Source organism: Cognatilysobacter lacus (assembly GCF_008274655.1).
Taxonomy (GTDB): Bacteria; Pseudomonadota; Gammaproteobacteria; order Xanthomonadales; family Xanthomonadaceae; genus Cognatilysobacter; species Cognatilysobacter lacus.
Map to the genome: position 1 here is coordinate 1 of NZ_VTRV01000133.1, position 7,743 is coordinate 7,743.

A 7,743-nucleotide genomic window follows, 5' to 3' on the forward strand; every position below is an offset into this window, starting at 1 on the left:
GTCGACGCCTTCGGCAGCGGCATTGCCCGCGGCGGCGGCGGCGTCGGCGGCCTTGTCACCGGCGTTCGCGGTGGCGGCGGCGGCCTGGTCGGCTTCGTTCTGGGCGGTCGGGGTGTCGTTCTTGCAGGCCGACAGCGAGAGGGCAGCAGCAACGAGCAGCACGTAGAGCTTGGTATTCATGGTATTTCTCCGGAGGAGTTGTCTGAAAGTATGTCACTGAAGTCAGGCAACGCCAGTGCGCGCATTTCGCGGCGCCGCCGGCCTATCGTCAACTGACCATGGAAAAAGCCGCCGGAAGACCGACGGCTTTTCCAGATACTACTACACCAGCCGAAGAAGAATTACTTCTTCGCGGGGGCAGCCGGGGTCGCAGCCGTGTCCGGCTTGGCAGCCTGAGCGGCGTCCTTGGCAGCGTCAGCAGCGTCGGCAGCCTTGTCGGCGGCGTCGGCAGCGTTGTCAGCCTGGCCAGCGGTCGGAGCAGCGGCAGCGGCGTCAGCCGAGGTCGCAGCAGCGTCAGCAGCCTGCGCGGCCGTGTCGGCAGCAGCCTGCGCAGCGCCGGCAGCGTTCGGGTCCGTAGCAGCGGTCGCGTCAGCGGCCTGCTGAGCGGTGGCGGCATCCTGCTGCGCGTCGGCGGCGGAGTTCGCAGCCTGGTCCTTGTTCGAGCAAGCCGTCAGAGCCAGGCCCAGGGCCAGGGCGAGCAGCGCCTTGTTGATGTTCATTGGTTCAATTCCTCGTCGATTGGTTTGGCAACGCGCAGTTGCGCGCCCTAAACATGATGACAAGCGGCCGCCGCATGTCAAGCGCCCGAGTGACGAGCGGCTCTCACGAATCCTTAACTTCAGGTGATTTCTATGGCGATCGCGGTCGCTTCGCCGCCGCCGATGCACAGCGATGCGACACCTTTTTTCGCACCACGTGCCTGCATCGCATGCAACAACGTCACCACCAGCCGCGCACCGCTCGCGCCGATCGGATGGCCGAGCGCGAGCGCGCCGCCATTGACGTTGAGCTTGTCCTGCGGGATGCCCAGGTCCCTCATCGGCGCCATGGCGACGCAGGCGAACGCTTCATTGACCTCGAACAGATCGACATCGTCCACGGTCCAGCCGGCCTTCTCCAGGACACGTCGGGTGGCCTCGATCGGCGCCGTGGTGAACCACTCGGGCGCCTGCGCGTGCCCGGCGTGGGCAACGATGCGGGCAAGCGGTTTCGCGCCAAGCCTCTGAGCGGTCTCGGCCGACATCAGCACGGTCGCGGCCGCGCCGTCGGAGATCTTCGACGACGTTGCCGCGGTGAGCAGGCCGTCCTTTCCGAACGCCGCGCGCAGCGACGGGATCTTGGAGCCGTCGATGCGGCCCGGCTCCTCGTCCGTATCCACCACGACCTCGCCCTTGCGACCCTTGACGGTCACCGGCGCGATCTCCGCCTTGAACGCGCCGGATGCCACCGCAGCCTGCGCGCGGCGCACGCTCTCGGCCGCGTAGGCATCGAGCGATTCGCGGCTGTATTCATAGCTCGAACACATCGCGTCGCCGAAGACGCCCATGGCCTTGCCGTCGTACGGGTTGGTGAGGCCGTCGTGCGCCATGTGGTCGAGGAACTCGGCCGACCCGTAGCGAATGCCCGTGCGCGACCCGTTGAGCAGGTGCGGGGCGTTGGTCATCGACTCCATGCCACCGGCGACGATCACCTCGGCCGAGCCCGCGCGGATCATGTCGACGCCGATCATGATCGCCTTCATGCCGGAGCCGCACACCTTGTTGATGGTGACGCAGGCGGCGCTGTCCGGAAGGCCTGCGCCGAGTGACGCCTGCCGCGCAGGTGCCTGGCCCAGGCCGGCCGGCAGCACGCAGCCCATCAGCACCTCCTGGACGGCCTCCGGTGCGATGCCGGCCTGTTCGACGGCGGCACGGATCGCCGTCGCACCGAGCTCGGGCGTCGGCACACCGGTGAACTGGCCGAGGAAGGAACCAATGGCGGTGCGCTTGGCACCGACGATGACGACGTCGCTCATGGCGAACTCCGGGAGCTTGGGAGCCGGCTCCAAGGCCGGTACTGCCGGATTATGCGGCGCCGTGCTGCACTGCGGCAAACGGCCCCGGCGCGGGCCCGGAAGGGTTCACGCACGTGCAGGCGCGATGAATGCCATCGAGGCGGCGGAGCGCGTCACGGGCGGGCGCGACTTGGCGGGGAAAGTCAAAGAAAAGGCCGCCCGGAGGCGGCCCGCGATTGGAACGGTTGTGCGTCAGCTGTTGCCCGCGAACAATTCCCGCCCGATCAGCATGCGCCGGATCTCGTTGGTGCCCGCACCGATCGCGTACAACTTGGCATCGCGCAGCAGGCGGCCGGCGGGGTATTCGTTGATGTAGCCGTTGCCGCCGAGCGACTGGATGGCCTCGAGCGTCACCTGCACCGCCGCTTCCGACGCCTGCAGCAGGCATGACGCCGCGTCGATGCGCGAGCGGTGCCCGGCGTCGTAATCGCGCGCCACCTGGTAGGCGAACGCACGCGACGACTGCAGCGCCGTGTACATGTCGGCAACCTTCGCCTGCATGATCCCGAAGGTTCCGATCGCGGCCTCGAACTGCTTGCGCTCGCGCACGTAGGGCAGGGTGATGTCCATTGCAGCCTGCATCAACCCCAACGGCCCGCCCGAGAGCACGAGGCGTTCGGTGTTCAGCCCGCTCATCAGCACCTTGACGCCGTTGTTGACCTCGCCGAGCACGTTTTCCTGCGGGATCTCGCAACCATCGAACACGAGCTCGCAGGTGTTGGAGCCGCGCATGCCCAGCTTGTCGAGCTTCTGCGCAGTGCTGAAACCCTTCATGCCCTTCTCGACGATGAAGGCGGTCATGCACTTACTGCCGGCCTCCTTGCCCGCCGTGCGCATGTAGACGATGAGCACGTCGGCCTCGGGGCCGTTGGTAATCCACATCTTGTTGCCATTGGCCACCCACACGCCGTCGCGTAGCTCGGCGCGGCAGCTCATCGAGCCGACGACATCGGAACCTGCGCCGGGCTCGCTCATCGCCAACGCGCCCTTCGATTCGCCAGTGCACAGCTTCGGCAGGTACTTCGCGCGCTGCGCCTCATTGCCGTTGGCGTAGAGGTTCGACACGCACAGGTTCGAGTGCGCGCCGTACGACAGCCCGACGGAGCCCGAGGCCCGAGAGATCTCCTCCATTGCCACGAGGTGCGCGAGGTACCCCATCTCGCTGCCGCCGTATTGGCCCGGCACGGTCAAGCCGAGCAGCCCCATCTCCCCGAGCTTCGGCCACAAGTCCTGCGGGAAGGCATTGTCGTGGTCGATATGCGCGGCGCGCGGCGCGATCTCGCCATCGGCGAAGCGGCGCACCGCGTCGCGCAGGGCATCGATTTCCTCACCGAGCGGGAAGGGGCGCATGCATCACTCCGTCATCTGTCGTCGAAAAGCACGACGGGGCCCGAAGCCCCGTCGCGTGGAACGTGTCGCGGCTCAGTGGCCGCCGCGGATACGACCTTCGAAGCGCGGCTTCGAGCGGCCCAGCGGCAGCTTGAGCTTGCCAAGCATCGAGATGCGCTCCTCGGCCATGCGGTCGGCGGCACGGTAGGTCGGGATGCCGTCGCGGTCCGCGATCTCGTAGATGCGCGCGAGGTTGTGATAGATCGTGCGCATCATGCGCATCGCGCGCTCGCGGTTGTAGCCGGTGATCTCGAGCGCCACGTTCATCACGCCGCCGGCGTTCACCGCGTAATCGGGCGCGTACACGATGCCGCGCTTCTCGACTTCGTCGCCGATCGCGTTGTTGGCCAGCTGGTTGTTGGCCGCGCCGCAGATGATCTTGGCCTTCAGGCGCGGCAGTGTCTTCTCGTTGATCGTGCCGCCGAGCGCGCACGGCGAGTAGACGTCGGCCTGCACGTCGTAGATCTCGTCCAGGCCCACGGCTTCGGCGCCGAACTCGTCGACCGCGCGGGTCACCAGCGACTTGTTGATGTCGGTGACGAATACCTTGGCGCCGCGCTCGCGCAGCAACTTCACGTATTCCATGCCGACGTGGCCGAGGCCCTGCACGGCATAGGAATAGTTGCCCACTTCCTCGTTGCCGAACTTGCGATTGAGCGTGGCCATCAGGCCCTGCAGCGCGCCGTAGGCGGTGAACGGCGACGGGTCGCCCGAGCCGCCGTGCACCTGGTGCACGCCGGTGACGAACTCGGTCTCGCGGTACACGTATTCCATGTCGTTGACGTCGATGCCGACGTCCTCGGCCGTGATGTAGCGGCCGCCCAGCGAGTCGACGAACTTGCCGAACGCGCGGAACAGCGCCTCCGACTTGTCCTTCGACGGGTCGCCGATGATCACCGCCTTGCCGCCGCCGATGTCCAGGCCCGCCACCGCGTTCTTGTAGGTCATGCCGCGCGACAGGCGGAGCACGTCGTTCAGCGCTTCCTGCTCGCTCGCGTACGGCCACATGCGCGTGCCGCCCAGGGCCGGGCCGAGCACGGTGTTGTGGATCGCGATGATGGCCTTCAGGCCCGCGTCCTTGTTGTGGCAGAAGACGACCTGCTCGTGGCCGGTGGTGTCGAGGGTTTCGAAGATCATCAGCGGGCTCCGCGCCGGCACCGACGAGCGCGCTTTCGCACGTTCCGGCCGACTGGGTTGGTTAAGTCGTTGATACGAAAGGAGGCGCAACGTGCCGTCGAGGAGTCCGCCCGACACAGCAGCGGGATTTTAGTCCATTCCCGCCGGGCGGGTCTCACGCCGGCCCACGGGGGTTTCGTCGGCCTGCGGTGCGGTTCGTCGCCCGGTACGGGCGAGCCGCTCCACGGCCGCTAAGCTCGGGGCACGTCCCGCCCGCCGCGACGACCCGTCGCCGCCCCGGTGCGTCCCCAAGGAGGGGCCATGAAGAACCTCTTGATCCGCAGCGCGCTCACTGCCGCAATGCTCGTTGCCATGCCGGTGTGCGCCCAGTCCGGCGCGGCCGTGCCGTCCCCCTCTGCGACATCTGGCGACCGGCCCTCGGCCACGCCGCGCGGCACCACTTTCGTCCTGCCGTCTGGCTGGACGCAGACGGCCGCGGGCAACGGCGTACTCGTCGCCACGCCCGAGGCCGACGGCTCCCGCATGCTGATCCTCGATGCCAGCGGCAACGATCCCGACGCTGCCGTCGCCCAGGCGTGGCAGGCGCTCGGCGTGGCGCCGAAGTTCCTCGTCGCAACCGACAGCGCGCCACGCGACGGCTGGGAGCAGCGTCGCTTCTACAGCTACGACGTGGCGCAGAACGCGCATCGCGCCGTGCAGGCCGTCGCGATGCGCCGCGGCACCGACTGGACCGTGGTGGCGATCGACCTCGACCAGAGCGTTGCCGAGAAGCGCGCCTCGCAGACCGGCAAGATCGTGCAGCGCCTGCTGCCGGCCGGCTATACCCGCGAGACCTTCGCGGGCCGCACAGCGCACCCGTTGGACGCCGCTCGCCTGGCCACCATCGCCGACTTCGTGGAGTCGATGCGCAAGCTGTACGACGTCCCGGGTGTCGCGATCGGGATCGTGCAGGACGGCAAGGTGGTGATGTCGCGCGGCTTCGGCGTGCGCGAACTCGGCAAGCCGGCGAAGGTGGACGGCGACACGCGCTTCATGGTCGCATCCAACACCAAGGCGTTGACCACGTTGATGCTCGCCAAGCTGGTCGATGCCGGCAAGCTCGACTGGAACGCGCACGTCACCGACGTCTATCCGGACTTCCGGCTGGGCAGCGAAGACACCACGCGCAAGGTGCTGGTGAAGAACCTGATCTGCGCCTGCACGGGCGTGCCGCGGCAGGACATGGAGTGGATCTTCGAGGGCGAGAAGCAGACGCCGGCGACAGTGATGGCCACGCTCGGGACGATGCAGCCCACGAGCGGTTTCGGCGAGCTGTTCCAGTACTCCAACACCATGGCCGCCGCCGCGGGCTTCATCGGCGGCCACATCGCGTACCCGCAGAGCGAACTCGGCGCCGGCTACGACCGCGCGATGCAGGCACTGGTGTTCGACCCGCTGGGCATGAAGAACACCACGTTCGACTTCAAGCGTGCGCAGTCCGGCAACTTCGCCCGTCCCCACGGCTACGACGTCGACTACAAGGTGCGCGTCATGGGCATGGGGCTCGACAACACGATCGGCGCTTCGCGGCCCGCCGGCGCGGCGTGGAGCACGGTCAACGACATGCTCCGCTACGTGCAGATGGAGATCGACCGCGGCGTGCTGCCCGACGGCCGACGCTACATCGGCGAGGCTGCGCTGATGCAGCGCCGCGAGCCGCAGATCGCCCTGGGCGTCGACAAGAACTATGCGATGGCGCTGATGGTGGACAAGAGCGACGGCGTCACCGTCATCGACCACGGCGGCGACATGGGCGGCTTCCACTCGAACATGATGTGGTGGCCGGACCAGAAGGTCGGCGCGGTGATCCTGACCAATTCGGACGAAGGCGTGATGCTTCGCGGCCCGTTCAAGCGCCGGCTGATGGAGCTGATGTTCGACGGCAAGCCGCAGGCCGAGGCGTCCGCGCAGGCGGGGGCCAAGGCCGACCGCGCCGAGTTCGACGCGGGTCGCAAGCTGCTGCAGTGGCCGGCCGACACCGCCGCGACCGCCGCACTCGCGCCGCACTACCGGAATGCCGCGCTCGGTGACCTGCGTGTCACGCACGCAGCGGGCCAGACGCGGTTCGACGTGGGCACGTTCGCGTCGGTGGTGGCCACGCAGCCGCAGCCCGACGGCAGCCTTGCGTTCATCACCGTCGATCCGCAGGCCTCGGGTTTCGCGTTCATCCGGGCCGACAAGGACGGCGTCCGGCACCTGGTGCTGCGCGACGGACAGCACGAGTACGTGTTCGACGAGGTCAACTGACGGCCTCGGCTCCAGCGAACCAGCGACGGGGTGCCTGCGGGTGCCCCGTCGTGCATTCGAGGCCCGCTTTGCGCGCAGAGGTCGGCGCGCGCCACGCCGACGTGCCGCGCGTCAGTACGCGCGGTACGGACGCTCGCGAAGCCACAACGTGGCAAGCCACTTCTCGCCGCGTTCCACCGGCAGCCCGGCATGGAGCGAATCCGCATCGGGCCGGCCGTCGGCATCGAGGCTGTCGAACACCACGGCGCGGCCCGCCTTGGGCTCCACGCGAACATCGCGTGCCGGGAACACCGTCGCGCCGCCTTCCAGCGGCGTGTTGAGGTAGGCGCAGATCGTGCGCTTGCGGTTGCCGGCGGCAGGGTGGTCGCGCTGGATCGATTCGGGCGGCAGGTAATCGCGATGCGGCCGGTACTCCTGGCCTTCCGCGTAATGAAGAACGATCAGTTGCTCGGCATCGACCAGCTCCATGCCGGCCGCGGCCGCCATGCGCAGCTGCGCCAGCCGCAGCGAGAAATCCTCGAGCAGCGGGTCGAACGACACGTCGCGGCTGGTGCGCAGTTCGCGTTCGCCCACGTCGCTGCCATCCGGCGCATGCACGCGCGACGCGCGCAGCAGCGGCGCCGCGGTCGCCACCAGCAGGCGGCATTCGTCGACCGACAGCAGGCCGTCGATCTGCGCGATGCGCGGCGATTCGCACAGCACCTGGGCATCCGGCGGGTCCAGCACCTCGTCGAGCGCCAGCGTCGCCGGCGGGCTCGGGCGCTTGGGCGCGGCGGGCACCGCGATGATCTCCGGCATGTCCGGAAAACCGCCCTCGCGCAGCCGCGCCTTCAGCTGCGCGGCGGATTCCGGCTGCGCGGTCACGCCTTCGCCGCGAC

At 68.3% G+C, this 7,743-nt stretch carries 7 protein-coding genes; 1 reads left to right on the forward strand and 6 read right to left on the reverse strand.

Annotated elements, in window-relative coordinates:
- The 5 genes from FW784_RS11020 to FW784_RS11040 form a co-directional block, all read right to left on the reverse strand.
- The coding region (locus FW784_RS11020) for a hypothetical protein (protein WP_205123612.1) at nt 1–180 on the reverse strand (180 nt) is incomplete at its 3' end.
- Nucleotides 181–341: 161 nt separating this feature from the next.
- A complete protein-coding gene (locus FW784_RS11025) occupies nt 342–719 on the reverse strand; it encodes a hypothetical protein (RefSeq protein WP_149353395.1) in 378 nt (125 codons plus the stop codon).
- Between the two features lie 119 nt (nt 720–838).
- Entirely contained in the window at nt 839–2,014 is a 1,176-nt protein-coding gene (locus FW784_RS11030; RefSeq protein ID WP_149353396.1) for a thiolase family protein, read from the reverse strand.
- 231 nt (nt 2,015–2,245) lie between these two features.
- Nucleotides 2,246–3,403 carry an isovaleryl-CoA dehydrogenase gene (locus FW784_RS11035; protein ID WP_149353397.1) on the reverse strand — a complete coding sequence of 386 codons (1,158 nt, stop codon included), beginning with the start codon at nt 3,401–3,403 and terminating at the stop codon, nt 2,246–2,248.
- A gap of 72 nt (nt 3,404–3,475) precedes the next feature.
- Entirely contained in the window at nt 3,476–4,579 is a 1,104-nt protein-coding gene (locus tag FW784_RS11040) for a Glu/Leu/Phe/Val dehydrogenase dimerization domain-containing protein (protein ID WP_149353398.1), read from the reverse strand.
- 300 nt (nt 4,580–4,879) lie between these two features.
- Between FW784_RS11040 and FW784_RS11045 the strand changes: the two genes are divergently transcribed.
- A complete protein-coding gene (locus FW784_RS11045) occupies nt 4,880–6,865 on the forward strand; it encodes a serine hydrolase domain-containing protein (protein WP_235893662.1) in 1,986 nt (661 codons plus the stop codon).
- A 111-nt stretch (nt 6,866–6,976) separates the two neighbouring features.
- Here the strand turns inward: FW784_RS11045 and FW784_RS11050 are convergent.
- Nucleotides 6,977–7,743 (reverse strand): 2OG-Fe(II) oxygenase (locus FW784_RS11050; RefSeq protein WP_205123613.1); only part of this gene is annotated, 767 nt, incomplete at its 5' end.